Below are 15,864 nucleotides of genomic sequence, written 5' to 3'. Positions count from 1 at the left end.
CCAGCATTTTTATTTTTGCCTTTGTTGTCCTTCTTGCGGCACCCTCTTTCTTGCTGTTCTTATGGCTAAGCGCGAGAATCCCTACGAAGTCGCCTTTGCCGCTTATCTGCGGCACCGCCGCGTCCCTTATGTGGCCATTCACGAGTCCCACCGCCACAGCCTGGGGGATGGCTCCATCAAAAATCTCGACTATCTGATCTCGCTTCCCGGCGGCATGTCCTGGCTGATTGATGTCAAGGGGCGGCAGTTTCCCGGCGGCGGCAAGCAAAAACAATACTGGAAAAATTGGGCCACTCAAGAGGACTTGCGGGGACTTTCCGCGTGGGAGCAACTCTTTGGCCAGGGAAGTTGTGGGCTGCTCGTTTTTGCGTATTTGCTGACCGGCGAGCAAAGCCCCGTGGCCGTGCCGGAACTTTTTTGCCACGCGGGGCAATGGTACGCCTTTTTGGGGATCCGTTGGTATGATTACGCCAGCGCCGCGCGGGTGATTTCTCCCCGCTGGGGAACGGTGGCCCTGCCAGCGACCCGCTTTCGCGAACTAGCCCGCCCCATAAGCGAATTCTTGCAACCGGGGCGGCAGGTGGGAGACGGTATTCATTCCCAGTCTACGGTAACTTAAAAAAGTGGTACACTCAGGAGTTTATTTCTGCGGTAAACGGTATTTTGGCACTTCTTGAATAAGCATGAAATCATTGGCATTTATGACAATATTTCACACAACTGTTAGAGTAGTACTTGAGTGGATTCAAGTAATCAACCCATATGTGTTACTTGTAATTAATTGTGCTGTTATTGTGTCAGTGCATTTTCTATATCTAGATAAGTTTCAAATTTCATGGGACACGACCATGGTGTCTAGCAGGGGTTTGTTTGCCCATTGGATCTATCTATTGTTTGCATGCATCTCCAGCGTGGCAATTGTCCGTGCAAGAAATGGGTAAATTTAATTCTAAGCTTTGCCTAACGCTAATCGCAGTGTTGTATTTTCTGTTGATAATTGTAGGACTAGGAAATATTGATGCCGTGACACATGTTAACGCGGATGATGATTTTCTAATGAAAATTGCATATTTCCGCTTTTTTGTTGACAGAAACTTTCTGCCTAATATTATGAACATGCTGATTGTTATTATCTGCAACTACTGGCAAAACAGCGTTAGCCTGCAATTCGATCTTAAATATTTTATGATCAACTTTACTACTGCGGGAATTTACTTGTGTGTATTGGATTATTTGTGGGTATCTTAGCCATTGGGCATCCCGTTTAACGCTTCATCCAATCGGCAACCTTAGTAACGTATTCCTGAACCCGTAACGCCTGGGAGATCGGCGACGGAGTCGCCTCCTACAATTCTTCCGCCCCCCCCGCTACCGCTCCAGCAGCTGACTAAGTAGCCATCGGCGGCTTTGTTCACCGTTCCCCATCCCCCATCCCCCGTTCCCCGTTCCCTCACCCCTCACCCACCGCGCAGGCTCGCCGATTCTTCCATAACAAACGCGATCAGTTCTCGCATCCACCCCGCCGAGTGCGCGGCCTTTTTCTAATAGCTGCCCACACTCTTGGCCGCGCAAGGGACCAGCGGCGAAATCCACGCCGATATCGATGTTTTAGAAGTCTGCGGCATTAACGATTGGCTGCTGCGCAACACCGGTTCGCCAGCAAACGATGCTACCCGCGGTTCGTCCTACTGCGGCTAGTTCTTGTTGATCGGGTTGATTTTTCGCCATTCTTCGTATTTCTTGAACGCGGCTTTGCGGGTTTCGTCTTTGGTGAATCCGGAGTATATCCAGTTTTCGAACATATCGCTGTGCGAGCCAAGAATGTCGAATCCGTAATCCTGAAACGATTGCCCGCTCAGTTTCACGCAGACCGCCAAGGCATAATCGCAAGCGCGGGTTTCGACTTTGATCTTCATTGCGCCGTTCAAATCGAAGCCGACGACTGGTTCCAACGTCGTCTCGTCCTTGAAGAGTTCTTCCTCAAAAAAAGCAATCCGATCATTCTTGGAGATGCTCGCCACCGCCACCAGCGACATCGCCACTCCCTTATGGTATGGCAGTCCCCGTGCGGAGGTCGAGACGGCGAGATCCATGAGGAATTCGAGGGTGTCCGAATCGCTCTTTAGATTCATAACCTGTTTGTTGATCATGTCCTGGATGAAGAACAGGAAGGATGACATGGCGAGAGGTTCGGGGAGTCGTTTGGCCCAACCGAACAGCAGCTTGCGGAAATAGGGTCCGTTGTTGGCATCCATCATCACCGCCTCATATTTTGGCGTCCAGAGGAGCCCGATCAAGCGGAGGTAGTTGCGGTCGCCCCCTTTTGGCTGCTGGCGATTCGCTTCTTCGATAGCTGGGCCGATTTTCTCGTCGGCGGCGATCAGCAACAGCGCGGCGACTTCCGTTTCCGGACTGAAATCGCCCTTGCCGCGTTTTTCGATCTCGTTGATGAGATCGATAAAGTTTTCGCCCATCGTTTGGGGGTTGTTGGCGGCGTATTCGAGCAGTTGCAGGTGGTTTTTACAGAGCTCGAAGTAGAACTTGCGGGCATTCTCGTCTTTACCGCAGATTTTCACGTAGGTGGCGCACAACGGCAGGGTCTTTGCGATGCGCCCGTCCTTGTCGTCGGCTAACAGCTCGATACGCCGCTTGAGATCGTTCGCGCGAATCGTTTGGTTCAAGAATTTGCAACGGGCCACTATCTCGGCGTCGGGATTTTTGCGACCTTCCTCGATCGCCTTAAGCGCGCCGAGGCCCAATTTCACCAGTTCCTGGCTCGCCGCTTCCCGTTCCCGGTATTCGGGGTGGCCGAGTTTGCCGACCAATTCCTTGGCCAAGGTCTCGATCTCTTGCGGAGTTTTCTCCGATTCGGCCGACTGAGCCGGTACGGCGAACAGCAACGCCACGGCCAACATTAAAATCGGAATAAATATTTTCATAGAACCACTCTGATGAAGAGGAGACCGACATCGTCGGACCGAGAATCATGACGAACACCAACGCATCAATTCCACATAGTTTAGTCTCCCGAGGTCGTCGAGTTTCTCGCGAATTGTGCAAACGAATTTTACACTTGCCACCCCGTCACGGCCAAGATGACACATCACTTGGACTTGGCCTGGCGAACGCAGTACAGATGATCGACCCCGCGGAGATAGAGGTCACCCCCCGCTACTGCCGGCGATGACCAGAAGTTGTCATCGAGCTTGCCGTTGCCAACCACCTCGAACTTCGGCCCGGCTTTGATTATCGCAGTCGACCCATCCTCGTTCGTCACAAGCACCTGGTCCCCGGTTCCGACCGGGCTGGCAATCAGCCTATTCATGTTCGGCAGGCGCTCCTTATATTGCTCCTTCCCGGTCTTTGCGTCATAGCAGGCGAGCACGCCCTTGCCTGGGACGTACAAGTATCCATTATAGGCCAGCGGGGATGACCAGCCAGCCCCGCCCCCGGTCACGTTCCAGGCCACGAATTCGCTGGGCTGATCAACCTTAGTGGTGATGTCCCCACTCGCCCCAGCCCGGATGGCGAACAGCGGGCCGCCCGAACTCTGGCTGCCGTTGGAAAAGTAGAGCGTGTCGCCGTCGACAGTCGGTGACGAGGTGAACGGCTGGAACCCAGACAACCGCCAGAGTTCAATCCCTGTATTAGTGTCCAAACCTAATACACTGTCGGGGCCACAGACCACCAACTCGGTACGCTTACTGTTCGCCCAGACCAGGGGGGAACTGTACGTGGTCACGCCCCCGTCCGACCATTTGAACCGCCACACTTCTTCGCCCGTCTTGCAGTCGAGGCCGACGACGAACCCCGATGCGTTGCTGAAACTGGCGACGAACACCTTGCCTCCGCCGAGCGCTGGCGACGATCCGCTTCCCCAATTGGCCGCGGTCGGATATACGCCGAGTTCCGCCTTCCAAACCTCGTTGCCTGTGTGGTCGAACGCCGCGAGCGTTCCCGTCGCCCCGAAGTACGCGTATACCCGTTCGGTGTCGGCGCAGGGTGTCTCGGTGGCGTAGCTGTTGCACGCGTGGACCGGGTGCTTCGGCTTCCCCTTGGTTGCCGACTTCGCCCAGAGAGTCTTGCCAGTATTGCGGTCCAGGGCGACAACCTGCCAGTCGATCTCCACGTCCGGTAACATCTCCCGCCCAGTTTCGATGACCCCCTGGCCAAAACTCTTTGGCTTGCGGAGGTTGTCAGAGACGGCGGCGGTGACGAACAGTTTGTCACCGACCACCACCGGCTGCGACAAACCGGTGCCGGGCAGTTTCACTTTCCAGGCGAGGTTCTTGTCCGTCGACCACTCGCTCGGTAGAGCCGCCCCCCTTGTCGTTCCGGACCCGGTCGGGCCGCGGAACTGGGGCCAGTCCTCGGCCGTCACGGGAGTGGACACATAGAGGCCAAGGCCCAATGCCGAGGCGAGGATAAATCGTATCATACGGTCTCCAGTGATCAGGAAGGTGTCAAGTTTCAGGTCGATTGCGAATCGCTTGCCATAAACCATACGCCAGGGTCCGCCAGACCACTCGGCCAGCCCGAAGTGAAAATGGGTGAGCCAAAGCGGGCTGTACACAAGTGAAAACGAGTTAGGCTAGCCAGATATCTACGCACGAAAGCCGCGGGTCGCCAGGGGAGAGTCGGCGGCTGCTTTGAGACAGCAGCCGCCCCGGATCACCCGATTGAGGTCCCAATCAGTCGCAATCGGATCAGTTCCCCTCGGCTTGGCTTAACTCTTCTTGCGACGGCTCCGACTCCTGGGAAATTTCTGGAGAACTCAGAGCCACGCGGAAGCCGACGTAGTCGGAGCGAACACTCGGTGGGAAACTGCTCCGGACCCCCGATTTGAAGATCACGGCATCAAACATCCAATTGCCACCACGGAAGATTCGGAAATCGCCCTTCTGTGGGCCAGTGGGATCGGTGACCGCACCCTCCGGGTAATCACCGGCCCAGTCGCTGCACCACTCATTCACATTGCCATGCATATCATGCAGACCCCAGGCGTTCGGATCCTTCTTGCCGACCGGATGCGTTTTGCCTTGACTGTTCGAACTGAACCAACCGTGGTCATCGGCTAGTTCCAACCCGCCAAACGAGAACGGAGCGTTACTGCCAGCCCGGCAGGCGTGCTCCCACTCCGCCTCCGTCGGCAGGCGGTACACCCGACCAGCCGCCTTCTCCTCGGGCAACTCCGACAGTTTCTTGCAGAATTCGACAGCGTCCTCCCACGAAACTTGATCGACGGGATGATTGGAGCTATCACCGACCTGATAACCTTGAAAGTGACTCGGGTTGTTGCCTATCAGCTTCAAATATTGGCCCTGAGTGACCTCAAAAGCGCCCATGTAGTAGTCCCGAGTGATTGTGACTTCGTGCCGGGCCTCCTTAAATCGGCTTGAACCCCCCGAGCCCATCTGAAGCTGCCCCTTGGGGATCGGCATCAGCTTCATGCCAACGCTGTTGGTGATTGCCTTGTCCGCTTGTGCCTTGGCAGCTTCAGCACTGCTCAGACGGGCTTTCTCAAGCGCAGCCTTCACATCGTCGGGAAGATGCTTGGATGCGCTCGAGATGGGCTGAACCTCTTTAGGCTCTTGGCCGCGAAAGATAATGGTTTTTTCCGAGAGGTCGATTTGCACTCGCGCGTCGACCTTGCCGGCCTGTCGGAGGTGAACGCTCCCCTCGGTCCGCTTCACCTCGGTGTAGGCAACACCACCGCTCATCCAGGTGTTCGGGCCGGTCTGTACGAACGACTTCTCGATGTCGGTGCCCTGATAGGATATCTTTGTCACGGTCTGACCATTGATATCGGGGTCGATGGCTGGCTTCGAAACCTCTGCCGGCCAACTATTGCGGACCATCCGGAACCCGATGCTGAAGCATTGACTCGCCCCCTGCCACCGATAACTGCGGGTCGCCAGCCGGCAGCGGGCGGCTTCCTTGAACCAGCAGCCGCCCCGGATCACCCGGTCGAGACCGATTTCCTTCGCAATCGGATCCGTTCCGCCCGGCAATTCCACGTAATAACAATCCTGAACCCACTCCCAGGTACTCCCGTTCATGTCGTGCAGGCCCCAGGCATTCGCCGTCTTGGTGCCAACCGGCTTCAGATAACCGCCGCTGTTTCCATCGTGCCACGCCACCTCATCCAGATTGCCGCCGGGGTACATTCCTGCCTCACCCGCTCGCGCCGCGTATTCATACTGCGCTTCGGTCGGCAAAGACATCTTTCCGCCATCCTCGCTCCCAAGAGTGGAATTGACCTTTTCCATAAACTTCTGGGCATCGTCCCAACTGACGCCCACGATGGGGTGATTCGGGCCTTTGTTCTTATCGGAGAAAGGCAAGCCGTAGGGGCCTCGATCTTTCAGTGGATTGCTCGCCATCACTGCTACCCACTGCGACTGGGTCACTTCGGTTTTTGAGACCCAGAAGCCCTTGCTGAGGGTGACTTTGGCCTGATCTTCGCGTGTGCCTTCTCGGCCCTGCTCGGATGGGGGGCTCCCCATGATAAACTCACCCGCCGGGCACCAGCAGAAGGTCATCTTCACGCCGGGCGCGATCTCGAACTCACGCTCCTCACCCGCACGGCTACCCCTGAGCTTTGCGTAAGCCTCTTCACTAGGGGCAAGGGGGGTAGCGACGACCAGTGACTTGGATGGTGTTTCTTCTGCCGTTGCCAGGCTTGCCATGGCAACGATGACAGCGACTGTTTTCAGGAATGTTTTCATCATTGTGGTTCCGTATGGTTGTTCCGCATCTCTGTTTGAACCCGGAAGTGGGTTACCACCAAGAATTCGCTGAAATCAAGAATGCGGATTCAAAAAAACGCTTTTTCTTAGAAAAATAGCGAATGTTTTCTTTGAAATTGAGGATTCGGGCTGCGGGGGTCCCCCTCACCCGCCGCGGATTTTTGCCGATTCTTCCTTAACAATCGCGATCAGTTCCCGCACCCGCGCGGGGTCGGTTTGGGGGACGATGCCGTGCCCCAGGTTAAAGATGTGTCCGGGGCGCGATCCCGCCGCTTCCAAAATGGCCCTTGCTTGCCGCCGCAGTTCCCCGGAACTGCCCAAGAGCACCAACGGGTCCAGATTTCCTTGCACCGCTCGCGCGTGGCCCACGGCTTGCCAGCCCGTGGCAAATTCCGTCCGCCAGTCCAGGCCGATGACATCTCCCCCGGCCTCGGCAATCAGCGGCAAGAGCGCCGGATTTCCCGCGCCAAAATGAATCACTGGCGCGCTGGGGGTCAGGCCCGCGAACAGGCTCTGCATGTGTGGTAGCACATAGTGGCGATAATCGGCGGGGGAGAGACAGCCCACCCAACTGTCAAAAATTTGCACGCAGTCGGCCCCGGCGGCGATCTGGCCGTTCAGGTAACGGACAATCGCGCGGGTCAGCAATTGACACAGGGCGTGCCAGGCGCCGGGGTCGGTATACATGAGCCGCTTGGTATGGGGGTATTGGCGGCTGCCGCTCCCTTCGATGGCGTAGCTGGCCAGGGTAAAGGGAGCTCCCGCAAACCCGATGACCGGGATGTGGGGTGGTAGGCCCGCCTTGGTCAGGCGGACGGTCTCTGGCACAAACTCGAGCGCGGCGAGATTTTCCAATTCACGCAAGCGGGCCAGGTCGGCCCCCGTGCGCACCGGGTTATGAATGATCGGTCCTTCGCCGGGGGTAAATTCCAGTTCAAAACCGAGCGGCTCCAAGATGGGAAGCAGGTCGGCAAAGATAATCGCGGCGTCGACTTGCAGTTCCTCCACTGTTAGCAGCATCACTTCGGCGCACAGCTCGGCATTTTTGCACAGTTCCAGAAACGTGGTCTTTTCGCGAATCTGGCGATAGCAAGGCAGGTACCGACCCGCCTGCCGCATGAGCCAGATGGGTGTTCGCGGCGTGGGCTGCCGACGGCAGGCGCTAAGAAAGAGGCTAGACATGGGCGGAATGGATATGAGGCTGGCTGGCCGCAGTCGGACAACATGGAGAATGGGCTTGGAATGCTCTTTAGCGCAATTTATAATAGTCATAATAAGCTATTTAACGACTAAGATCACCCGGTATTATTATTCACCACAGTGGTTTTTCCCATGAGGTTGTGGTTTTGCCCAGGTTTGCAGGCAATTTCATGCAGCCAAAGTCTCTGATAAACGCGGGGAAGGAAAACGATGATTCTCGATCCTCGACAAATGGCGGCGGGATTATTGATCGCTGACGAGACGGCATGGCTAGAGGCAACAGCCAGTCTGGTGCGGCAGGGACGCTGGGACCAAATAGAAAGCCAAAATCTTGCGGAGTATTTGCTCGATATAGCACGACGCGATCGCCGCGAGGTGGATAGCCGGCTCACTGTATTATTGACCTATCTGTTAAAGTGGGAACAACAACCGAATAAGCGTTCGGCCAGTTGGCGGGCCACGCTGGTAGAACAACGCCAAGAATTGGAAAGCCTGTGTGGGGTGGGCAAGGAGTGCTTTACAACCACGCCCAACATGTCTTGGCGGAAAGTTATGCCAAGGCGCTTGAGCGTGTCGCGGCGGAAACGGGTCTGCCCGCGGGAGTTTTTCCGTCAAATTGCCGGTACACCCTGGACGAATTGTTGGCGGGTACGGTCGAGATGTAACTATTTGAAAAGTACTGCAACTTACAAAATCCATGCAAACATACGATTCGATCTTCAATGCGGCCGTGCAATTGCCCCTCGCCGATCGCCAGCGACTGCTGGATGAACTGGCGGCGAGTTTTCCCGAGGAGGTTCCCCCGCGACTTTCCGACGAATGGCTTACGGAAATTGATGCGCGTTACGCGGATCTTATTTCCGGCAAGGTCCCCGCCGTGTCTGGCCAGGACTTTATCCAATAAGTTTTCCGCGATGCTATCAGGACTACTAACCTTTCAAATCTTCGCAAGGTGCAAAGATAATTCGTTGACTAAACATTTGCGGGCCAAAGGCTCGACCTATCCCAGCCTAGGGCAAGCGCAGCGTCGCCCTAGGTAAATGGGAAATGAAAAATGGAAGGGCCAACGGCCCGATTTATCCGCTTTGACCAAAGATTCAACAGTTCCTTGGGTTTCGGGCTAAAGCTCGAACTACGATTCATCAGGTTCAGGTCGGGTAAGATTTTAATATACATTCGACGAATATCCAGCGATTTACACTGAACACGGCGAGTCTTAATCGTAGAAAATCATTTTTCCAGCGAAGTAAAAAATGTCAACCGTGAACTGCCCCTCATGTAATCGGGAAATAGCACTGGACGAGGCTTCCAGTGGTCTAGCCAAAGCTTGTCCAGCATGCGGGCAAATGATCCAGATGCCGATCTACATCGCGGTTCCCCCGCTGGGTTCGGAAATTAAGCAAGCGAGATTAAACACATCGTTCGATCAAATCGCCAAAAGAGCCTATCACGAATTTTTTCAGTCCATCGTGAGCAAGCGTTTTGAACCTTCCAACTCGATATTCGATATTTTTGATTGGAAGTTTAAGAAATATTTGACCCCTTGGATCATTCGCTTGACTTGGATTTTTGTATTAGTCATCGCATTTGGCCTATTGCTATACATGTTGTTGGCCGACTTGGTATCGTTGACCCACGACGATGATCGTGGTAATTCCAAGGGAGATTTTGTGCAGGTGAGGGTTCTTTCCCCGAAGGAACCGGAGCAACGAGTTACCACATCTCTGCGAATTCCCGAATACTTACAAGAGTACTTTAACTATGCGTACCGTCGGGCCACACAATTATTGATACTTAGTTTTACACTCTTGTATATCCGGGTGCTATTGGAGTCGGCGATTGTGCTATTTCATATTGCCTACACATTAGCGGGCATTCAAAGGACACTGGAGGAAACCAGGCAATCCCCGCCATAGCTGTCGTTTTCCCATATCGGATTCCTTATGGTATGATCATGTTTCGCGTTGGGCCTATGCCAGGTATCCAAAGTTTGCTGCCCATCCTCTCGACCAAATGTTGCCCCCATGTCCCCCTGGACCCCGTTTGACATTTTACTGTTCGCCGCCGCGGCCTACGTGGCGGTGTTTGCCCTGCTCAAGCTGGTCGCCGCCCGGCGGGAAACGCTGCTGCGCGAGTTAGAACAAGACATCGCGCGGGAACAAAAAACGGCCAAGAAATCATAATGCCATAAAACACAGATGGCGCGGATTTGACTCATTCCCACGGATCAGAAGTTTGTGAAAACCAACCTGGTTCCAAGCAACATTGTTAAGCATCTGCTCTGTGAATCTCCCGCATTTCCTCCGTGCTAATCATATTCATAAATATCGAACCCCACTCCCCATGAAATATCTTTACATCGAAACCGTCGGCTGCCAGATGAACGTCCTCGATAGCGAGCTCGTCGTCGCCGCGCTGCGCAAGGATGGCTACCAACTGACCGACTCTCCCAAACAGGCCGACACGATCCTGTTTAACACCTGTAGCGTCCGCGCCCATGCCGAGGATAAAATCTACTCCGCCCTGGGCCGCCTCAAACACGCCAAAAAGCACAACCCGGATAAAATTATCGGCGTGATTGGCTGCATGGCCCAGAATCACCAGCAACTGGTGTTTGACCGCGCTCCGTTTGTCGATCTGGTGGTCGGTCCGGGCCAATTGCACCAAATTCCCCGCCTGCTGGCGGAAATTTCCGCTGGCGGGGGCCAAAAGCTAGAGGTCTCCCTCGGCCGCAAGGAAGGCTCCCGCGACGAGATCGAGCGTTCGTTCGAAAGCTACGACCCCGCCCGCGATCCCGAGATGCGGCCCTCGCCGTTTCAGGCGTTTGTGCGCATTCAAATCGGCTGCGACAAATTTTGCACGTATTGCATCGTCCCCAGCGTCCGCGGACCGGAACAAGGCCGCGATCCGGCGCATATCGTGGCCGAAGCCGCCAAATTGACCGCCGAAGGCTGCCGCGAGATCACACTGCTGGGCCAGACGGTCAATAGCTACAAATTTCGCCACGGCGATGGGCGGGTGACGCGGCTATCCGACCTGCTGACCCAACTGAACGACATTGAGGGGCTCTGGCGAATCAAATTTGTCACCAATTATCCGCTGGACATGACGGACGACCTGCTGGCGGCGGTGCGGGACCTGCCCAAATGCTCGCCGTACCTGCATGTGCCGGCGCAAAGCGGCAGCGACGCCGTGCTAAAGCGGATGAAGCGGGGCTACACGGTCGGCCAGTACCGCGAGATGCTGGCTCGCATCCGCCAGACGATCCCCGCCGCCGCCGTGACCAGCGATTTTATCGTGGGCTTTTCTGGCGAAACCGAGGAGGATTTTCAACTGACAATGGACCTGGTCCGCGAGTCGCGGTTCAAGAACAGCTTTATCTTTAAGTATAGCGAACGCCCCGGGACCAAGGGGGCCGAACTGTACGCCGACGACATTCCCGACGATGTGAAGCGGCGACGCAATAATGAACTGCTGGCCCTGCAAAACGAAATTAGCGAGGCGGACTACGAGCGCTTTCTGGGCCAGGCGGTCGAGGTGCTGGTCGAGGGGCCGAGCAAGCTAGCGCGAAAAGAACACGGAGAGGGAATCAGCACTGGTGGCACTGCTGGCGTAGCGAGTAGTACTGCTGGCTCGTCCAGCAGTGAACCGGGCCATGCCGCCGAGCCTGAAATCCTGCACCACATCCATCGTGAAGGGGATTTCCATCAGGATGCCACTGCTGGCTCTTTGGGTGCCACTGCTACCTTGTCCAGCAGTGAGCGTGGCTTGTCCAGCAGTGTTTTGCAAGGAGATTTGCCTTCAGCCAGCCCATTTACCGTTCAACTTGTGGGCCGGACCGCCTGCGATCGGATCGTGGTCTTTGACGGCAATCCACGTTTGACCGGCCAGCGGGTCGACGTGGCGATCTATGACAGCAACGCCCATACGCTGTTTGGGGCGGTGGTGACGCGGCATGTCACGCCAGCGAGCAACCGGGAATTGTACGTGCTGGGGTAGGGTCTCTCGCAATATGGTTTTTGGTTGCTGGATGTAGCTCGCGGAAATACCCCCGGACTGCCCTATTTTTTTTCCACGGCTGGTTGGATAGCGGGGGTGGGCTGTGTCTGGGGTAGTTCGACGGTGATGGTCTGTTCCGCTCCGGCGGCGGGGGTTGTAAAGGAGATCGCGGCCATTTCCGCCTGCGCGGTGTAGCGGTTATGGGGTATTAGCTCGCACGTAAAATGATCATTGATGTCCGCGGTCTCATCCCGGCTTTGGCCCCGCAGGGCCGGTTTGTCCGTACCTTCCTGTGCCACGGTGATTGTTGTCGCCACCCGCTCGCCCCGGGCATTAACCACGCGCACCCGCACGGTGGCCATGGTCGCGGGCGCAGCCAATGGGTCTGCCGGGACATACCGCCGCGTCACATCCTCGGCAAAAACCGTCCGGTCGCCGCGATTCCAAACCAGCGGAAAATAACGCTCCGTCCTGGCAAAGCTGGCCGCGTAAATCGCGTACCGCGGCGGATCGCTTTTGGCCTGGGCGGCGCGACCGGTGAACCACCCATGATCCAGCCCGCGATTATCCTGTTCATTTGCCCCGGTAAAATGCCAGCCCTGGTCCCAGATTTCCACCCAGGTGTGGTTGCCGCTATTATCCGACCAGCGTGGCGTCCCCACCACCCGTGCGGGGACGCCAACCGCGCGGCAGACATCAACCAGGATGATGGCCAATCCGGTGCAAGTGGCATAACCGCTCGCGCGTGATTCGGACGGGCTTTGGTTGGGAGCCTTACGCTTGGTGGAATAACGCACTTTAAGCAGCGGAAAAAATTCGCGATTTAAGCGGATGGCGGCCTCGGTGGGCGTGCGGCACTCTTTGACTAAGGGGAACGCCAACTGCCGAAACTCGGTCCGCCAGTCCTCCCGTTTTTCGTCCAGGTTGGCATACGGCAGGATATAGTTAAAAAAAAGCTCCTCGGACAGATCCTTGCCCCAGGGGGCGGTGTCGCGGGCTGCGTAGGCCAAGCGGACATTCGTTAGCAAGAACTCGCTCGAGAGCGACTCCAAATCACGTTGCGGCATATTTGCCAGCAAAAATTCCAAGCCCCGCCGCTGGGCGGGGGGGACATTGTCCAGGGCCAAACGTAAATTGGCTTGGTTGTTTCCCGCTGTGGCCAGTGCCGCCAATGCGGGAGCGGACCATTGATCCGCATGCGGGGGGGAATCCGCGGTGGCTGCCACCGCCGGGGGGATTTTGTCTGTCAACGTAAGCTCCCGGATCTGCGCGAGGACCACAGGGACGCCAAAGTTCAGGGTACAAAACAGCAGAAAAATTAGATTGAGCCGCCGCCAGTCAGGGCTGCCGGCCCAGAGCGCTGGTGCAATTTGATGTGGTGACATGGATTAGCAAATTCGGTTCTTGTTTGATTTTATAATGATGAAGAAATTCTTCGTTTTAGGTTAGCATAACCAGCGAACCGACTCCAAGACTTTTTTGTGCACGTATTCGTCACACTTAGGTTTTATCAAGGGAGATATGGAATTAAAGCGGAAAGTCTCCCATGCGCAAAACTCACGACCCGCACACGCATTTCTAATGATTGTCCGTTAGGCTCTTCGAGTCTGGAGTAATTTTGAATACATCTTGTCCATCTACTGAGGGAGTCGCTCATGCCACAGAATCTTGGACGTTTTTCTTTGGCCGCCCTGGCTATTGGTTTATTTTGCGCGGCCGATAGCATGTCGACCGCTTACGCCCAATATTCGGTGACGGTGCTGCATAATAATGACGGCGAATCCCGCCTCATTAGCTATACCGATAGCTTGTCGCAGTACGGCGGAGCGGCCCGCTTTAAAACCCAGCTTGATCAGACCCGCGCTTATTATCAGTCGCTCAATCATGGCGTTGTGTCGATCTATGCGGGGGATACCTTCCTGGCCGGGCCGCAGTTTCAGGCCAGTCTGGACAGCGGCGCGCCCGGCAGCCGGACTTTTTATGACGCCCTGGCGATTAGCCGCATGGGCTATGACGCCTCGATTTTGGGTAATCACGAATTTGACTTTGGCCCGGATGTGTTGGCCGAATTTATTGGCGACGCCCAAACGACTAATGCCACGACCTACCTAAGCTCCAACCTCAATTTTGCGGCGGAAGCCGGATTACAATCCTTGGTGACGGCCGGGACGATTGCCCCGACCAAGATGCTCAATGTGACGACCGCCGCGGGGATAAAAAAGATAGGCATCATTGGGGCCACGACCGAGACGCTTAGCTTTGTTTCCTCGCCGGGCGCTGTGGTGGTCAATCCGGTCGCCGCCGCGGTCAATACTCAAATTGCAAATTTACAAATGGCGGGCGCCGATCACATTATTCTCGCCGGGCACCTGCAGGGGATCAGCACGGACAACACACTGGTGGCTAGCCTGAACCCAGGCATTGACCTCATCATTGCCGGCGGCGGGGACGAAATTTTGCGAAATCCCACCGCCATCTCGCCTAAGGTCGCTTATACGCCTAGTGCTCCGGCTAGCATTGTGGATACAGGTCTGATTCCCGGGGATTCTCCGGTGACGTTATCCGGCAGTTTGACCGGCGTCCCAAATAATTACCCCCTCACCAGCACGGTGACGGATTTAGGCGGAAATAATATCCCCTTGGTTACCACCGGCGGTAATTACGGCTACTTGGGCCGGGTGACGCTCAATTTTGATAATAGCGGCAACCTGACCGGGATTGATAATTCCTCTGGCCCGCAACGTGTCGCCAGTACCGTGGTCGACGCCACCCATGGCGTCGCCGCCGATCCGCTGGTCCAGGCTGAAGTGGTAACTCCCGTGCAAAACTTTGTCGCGGGTCTGGCGGCCAATGACTTGGCCAATACCAGCGTTCAACTGTTGCATGGTGGATCGCCCACGATTCGCTCGCGCGAGACCAATCTGGGGAACGTGGTGGCGGACGGCCTGCTGCGCGCCGCGCAACAACGAGCGGTGGACTTTGGCGTGGATCTACCTGCGATTGCCATCGTCAACGGTGGCGGCATCCGGGCGAATATTGCCGCGGGAGATGTCACCCAACTGAATACCTTTAGCGTTTCTCCCTTTGGCAACTTTGTGTCGGTGGTGGAGGACGTCAAGCTGGCCGATCTAAAGTTGCTTTTGGAAAACGCCTACTCGCGCACGACCGATGGACCGAATCCCGGGATCGACCCCGTCGGCGCGGATGGACGGTTTGCCCACCTGGCCGGGATGGAAGTGGTGTACGACATTACCAAGCCGGGCTTTGCGTTTAATAGCGCTGGCGTGGTCACCACCCCCGCGCAGCGCGTGCTGGAGATTGAAATTGGTGGAATCCCCGTGCTCCAAAACGGCATGTGGCTGGTGGACCCCCTTGCCACCACCGTGGATATGGCCACGCTCAACTTTAGCGCTGGCGGCGGCGACCAATACTTCCGCACCTCCATCGGCGGATTGAATACCTACATGTCCCAACTCTATGGCTTTACCTCGCTGGGCGTGACCGATCAAAACGCCCTGCAGGACTACATAGAATTCATGGCCAATGGGAACGCCAGCTTTGATGTCTCGACATTTAAGCCGGAATACGCCATTCAACAGCGGTTCTCTGGCGGGCGGATTTCCGCCGTGCCGGAGCCGGGGACCTGGATGCTATTGGCCTTTGCCGGCGCGGCGGGACTGATCGGGTTACGTCGGCGGATGGCCTAGTGGGGAAATTTGGTTCTCTCAAGCCGTTATTGATTGGGATTCATCACCCACCCACGGGCCATTCCCCGTGGGTTTTTTTGTTGAGTTGCGCGGGTTAAAATACAAAGCCGCCGCTGGCATCGACGGTTTATAAAGGAGCGGGGGAGCAGGGGTGAGGAGGAGCTAGGGTGCGGGGTGGCTGGGGTGGATAGCCGCGAAGCGTGTATGGG

13 protein-coding genes are annotated in these 15,864 nt (G+C 56.1%); 8 read left to right on the top strand and 5 right to left on the bottom strand.

The window, feature by feature from the left end:
* Positions 1-61: 61 nt before the first annotated feature.
* Complete coding sequence (locus SFX18_07780; GenBank protein MDX1963037.1) at positions 62-619, top strand: HYExAFE family protein; 558 nt, start codon at positions 62-64, stop codon at positions 617-619.
* A 941-nt stretch (positions 620-1,560) separates the two neighbouring features.
* Positions 1,561-1,698, top strand: a complete 138-nt coding sequence (locus SFX18_07775; protein MDX1963036.1) for a hypothetical protein — start codon at positions 1,561-1,563, stop codon at positions 1,696-1,698.
* Here the strand turns inward: SFX18_07775 and SFX18_07770 are convergent.
* The 4 genes from SFX18_07770 to hemE all read right to left on the bottom strand — a co-directional run bounded on the left by SFX18_07770 (position 1,695) and on the right by hemE (position 7,931).
* Positions 1,695-2,939: a hypothetical protein gene (locus SFX18_07770; protein ID MDX1963035.1), complete on the bottom strand. Its 1,245-nt coding sequence runs from the start codon at positions 2,937-2,939 to the stop codon at positions 1,695-1,697. The two genes, SFX18_07775 and SFX18_07770, sit on opposite strands and share 4 nt — an antisense overlap.
* Positions 2,940-3,103: 164 nt before the next feature.
* Positions 3,104-4,504, bottom strand: a complete 1,401-nt coding sequence (locus tag SFX18_07765; GenBank protein ID MDX1963034.1) for a PQQ-binding-like beta-propeller repeat protein — start codon at positions 4,502-4,504, stop codon at positions 3,104-3,106.
* Between the two features lie 202 nt (positions 4,505-4,706).
* Positions 4,707-6,731 (bottom strand): SUMF1/EgtB/PvdO family nonheme iron enzyme, encoded by a 2,025-nt coding sequence (locus SFX18_07760; protein MDX1963033.1) that lies wholly within the window; start codon positions 6,729-6,731, stop codon positions 4,707-4,709.
* A gap of 162 nt (positions 6,732-6,893) precedes the next feature.
* Positions 6,894-7,931 (bottom strand): uroporphyrinogen decarboxylase, encoded by a 1,038-nt coding sequence (gene hemE / locus SFX18_07755; GenBank protein ID MDX1963032.1) that lies wholly within the window; start codon positions 7,929-7,931, stop codon positions 6,894-6,896.
* 530 nt (positions 7,932-8,461) lie between these two features.
* On the opposite strand from hemE, the gene SFX18_07750 reads away from it, so the two are divergent.
* From SFX18_07750 to miaB, 5 genes are all read left to right on the top strand, one after another.
* Complete coding sequence (locus SFX18_07750; protein ID MDX1963031.1) at positions 8,462-8,614, top strand: DUF29 family protein; 153 nt, start codon at positions 8,462-8,464, stop codon at positions 8,612-8,614.
* Between the two features lie 32 nt (positions 8,615-8,646).
* Positions 8,647-8,853 carry an addiction module protein gene (locus tag SFX18_07745; protein ID MDX1963030.1) on the top strand — a complete coding sequence of 69 codons (207 nt, stop codon included), beginning with the start codon at positions 8,647-8,649 and terminating at the stop codon, positions 8,851-8,853.
* 451 nt (positions 8,854-9,304) lie between these two features.
* A complete protein-coding gene (locus SFX18_07740; GenBank protein MDX1963029.1) occupies positions 9,305-9,865 on the top strand; it encodes a hypothetical protein in 561 nt (186 codons plus the stop codon).
* A gap of 108 nt (positions 9,866-9,973) precedes the next feature.
* Positions 9,974-10,132: a hypothetical protein gene (locus SFX18_07735; GenBank protein MDX1963028.1), complete on the top strand. Its 159-nt coding sequence runs from the start codon at positions 9,974-9,976 to the stop codon at positions 10,130-10,132.
* 160 nt (positions 10,133-10,292) lie between these two features.
* The gene (gene miaB / locus SFX18_07730; GenBank protein ID MDX1963027.1) at positions 10,293-11,948 is read left to right on the top strand and encodes a tRNA (N6-isopentenyl adenosine(37)-C2)-methylthiotransferase MiaB; all 1,656 of its coding nucleotides are present in this window, start codon (positions 10,293-10,295) and stop codon (positions 11,946-11,948) included.
* A gap of 62 nt (positions 11,949-12,010) precedes the next feature.
* On the opposite strand, the gene SFX18_07725 is transcribed toward miaB, so the two are convergent.
* Positions 12,011-13,333: a transglutaminase-like domain-containing protein gene (locus tag SFX18_07725; GenBank protein MDX1963026.1), complete on the bottom strand. Its 1,323-nt coding sequence runs from the start codon at positions 13,331-13,333 to the stop codon at positions 12,011-12,013.
* Positions 13,334-13,603: 270 nt separating this feature from the next.
* On the opposite strand from SFX18_07725, the gene SFX18_07720 reads away from it, so the two are divergent.
* Positions 13,604-15,655, top strand: coding sequence for a 5'-nucleotidase C-terminal domain-containing protein (locus SFX18_07720; GenBank protein MDX1963025.1), 2,052 nt, complete (start codon positions 13,604-13,606; stop codon positions 15,653-15,655).
* Positions 15,656-15,864: the final 209 nt, after the last annotated feature.

The sequence above is a fragment of the Pirellulales bacterium genome, from assembly GCA_033762255.1.
In the GTDB taxonomy this organism is placed as follows: domain Bacteria; phylum Planctomycetota; class Planctomycetia; order Pirellulales; family JALHPA01; genus JANRLT01.
This window is presented reverse-complemented; position numbering and strand designations above follow the sequence as displayed.

What these genes read in the sequence shown, in the direction of transcription:
- SFX18_07780 (MDX1963037.1), top strand. Translation starts at nt 62, where the DNA reads ATGGCTAAGCGCGAGAATCCCTACGAAGTCGCCTTTGCCGCTTATCTG.
- SFX18_07770 (MDX1963035.1), bottom strand. Translation starts at nt 2,939, where the DNA reads ATGAAAATATTTATTCCGATTTTAATGTTGGCCGTGGCGTTGCTGTTC.
- SFX18_07765 (MDX1963034.1), bottom strand. Translation starts at nt 4,504, where the DNA reads ATGGTTTATGGCAAGCGATTCGCAATCGACCTGAAACTTGACACCTTC.
- SFX18_07760 (MDX1963033.1), bottom strand. Translation starts at nt 6,731, where the DNA reads ATGATGAAAACATTCCTGAAAACAGTCGCTGTCATCGTTGCCATGGCA.
- hemE (MDX1963032.1), bottom strand. Translation starts at nt 7,931, where the DNA reads ATGTCTAGCCTCTTTCTTAGCGCCTGCCGTCGGCAGCCCACGCCGCGA.
- SFX18_07745 (MDX1963030.1), top strand. Translation starts at nt 8,647, where the DNA reads ATGCAAACATACGATTCGATCTTCAATGCGGCCGTGCAATTGCCCCTC.
- SFX18_07740 (MDX1963029.1), top strand. Translation starts at nt 9,305, where the DNA reads ATGCCGATCTACATCGCGGTTCCCCCGCTGGGTTCGGAAATTAAGCAA.
- SFX18_07735 (MDX1963028.1), top strand. Translation starts at nt 9,974, where the DNA reads ATGTCCCCCTGGACCCCGTTTGACATTTTACTGTTCGCCGCCGCGGCC.
- miaB (MDX1963027.1), top strand. Translation starts at nt 10,293, where the DNA reads ATGAAATATCTTTACATCGAAACCGTCGGCTGCCAGATGAACGTCCTC.
- SFX18_07725 (MDX1963026.1), bottom strand. Translation starts at nt 13,333, where the DNA reads ATGTCACCACATCAAATTGCACCAGCGCTCTGGGCCGGCAGCCCTGAC.
- SFX18_07720 (MDX1963025.1), top strand. Translation starts at nt 13,604, where the DNA reads ATGCCACAGAATCTTGGACGTTTTTCTTTGGCCGCCCTGGCTATTGGT.